The organism is Novipirellula sp. (assembly GCF_041583735.1).
Classification (GTDB): Bacteria; Planctomycetota; Planctomycetia; order Pirellulales; family Pirellulaceae; genus Novipirellula.
On record NZ_JBFHFD010001014.1, the window covers coordinates 1 to 1792 of the forward strand.

Annotated in this window: 2 protein-coding genes; both read right to left on the reverse strand. The window is 54.2% G+C overall.

Translation table 11 applies throughout. The features are described from left to right. Positions 1–722, reverse strand: a 722-nt coding sequence (locus tag ABX962_RS35595) for a coproporphyrinogen-III oxidase family protein (RefSeq protein ID WP_372726387.1), incomplete at its 3' end; no start/stop codon positions are given. Between the two features lie 151 nt (positions 723–873). Beyond that, the coding region (locus tag ABX962_RS35600) for a PQQ-binding-like beta-propeller repeat protein (RefSeq protein WP_372726388.1) at positions 874–1792 on the reverse strand (919 nt) is incomplete at its 5' end.

The window sequence follows — 1792 nt, forward strand, 5'->3', positions numbered from 1 at the left end:
ATTTGATAGATCGTGACGCTTTCGGGGGACAGTTCGAGCGTCCGTCGCACGTTCTCTTTCCAATTGTCCCAGGTCTCGCCGACCATGCCGGAGATCAAATCGATGTTGACGTTGGGGAACTGAGCCGCGCTGATCCATTCCCAAGCATTGAACACCTGCTTGCTCAGGTGGGCGCGTCCGTTGTCCTCGAGGATTTTGTCCGAGAAGTTTTCGATCCCCAAACTCAGACGCGTCACACCTAGTTCTTCGCGAAGCGTTTTGACTTTGGTTTCGCTCAGCGTTCCTGGTTCGCATTCGAACGTCACCTCTTCGGCACCATCCCAAGTGATATGTTCGCGAAGTCGATCGGCCAGCTTGGTGAGCTGTTTCGGCGCCAGGAAGCTCGGCGTGCCACCACCAAAGTAAACAAACCGGAATGGACGGTCGCCCATCACGGCCAACTTGCTGACCATCGAGATTTCGTTGCAAAGCGCATCGACATATCGCTGGACTTCGGCCGCGTTAACGTCGGTGAAAACTTTGAAGTAACAAAACTTGCAACGCTTGCGACAAAACGGGATGTGCAAATAGAGCCCTAGCGGCGTGTCCTCTTTGGGGGCGTGATGTAACGCCTCTTTGACCGCTGGCAACTCCTCTTTCTTCCACTGGCTGTAGGGTGGGTAGTTCGAGATGAAGTAGCTGCCGACTTCGGTTTTCTTTTTATCGCTTGCGGCCGATGACATGTGGAATGGCTTTGGGCTGTAGGAGGGAAAGGATTCAAGCGGGAGGACGACTTGTTGTTGCAAGTCACGTGTTCAACATCAGATGTGTTCAACATCAGATGTGTTCAACATCAGATGTGTTCAACATCAGATGTGTTCAAGGTCAAACGGGCTAGGTAGCGGGTTTGGCAAAGCACCGTACGATACCATTATCATCGGCCACAAATACTTCGCCACCGGCGATTGCAGGCGGCGCGATAAACGAGCCTCGAATTTCATATTTCCAGCGTTCGCTTCCGTCGTTAAGTGACAAGCGAATCAGCCGTCCATCGGTCGCCGCGATCCAGACATCGTCTGCGGAGATCACAGGCGACGCATCGGCGCGGCGACGAAGAGTATAACGCCACAAGCGTTTTCCGGTCTCTATCGAAATCGAATCGACCTGTTTGTTCTGGCTGCTGACGATCACTTGATCGCCCGAGACCGCCGCACTGCCGCGGTACTCTTGCGGGCGATCTTCGTCGAGATAACGCCATTTTTCTTTTTGGTTTTTCCAATCCAAAGCCAAAACCGCTCCGTCCATGATCGGCAAAAAGGCATGATCACCTAGTATCGCCGGTGTGCTGCCGGTGGGCCCCCCGAGCGGAAGTGTCTCACCGATCGCTTTGCCCGTGTTCAGGTCGACAACGTGCAATTGCCCGTCGCATCCGCCAAGGAACGTGCGATCTCCGGCGACAGTGGGGCTGCAGCGAATTTGGTCGTCGGTTTGGTAAGTCCACACCGGCGAACCATCTTTGGCGGCAAAGCAGTAAAGTTTGCCATCTTGGCTGGCGATCAGCACCTTGTCACCAAAAAATGCCGCCGATCCATCGATCTCGCCTTCGGTTTCCGCTTGCCATAGTCGTTCGCCCGTTTTGGCATCGAGAAAATAGAAATTGCCTTCGACATCGCCGATCGCCAGATGCCCGTCGTGAAATGCGGGCGGGGCGGTGAACCCTGTGTCATAATCGTGCGTCCACACTTCTTTGCCGTCGACGCGGGAAATCGCATACAGCTTTCCCATCACGTCGGCCGCAAACACTAAATTATCA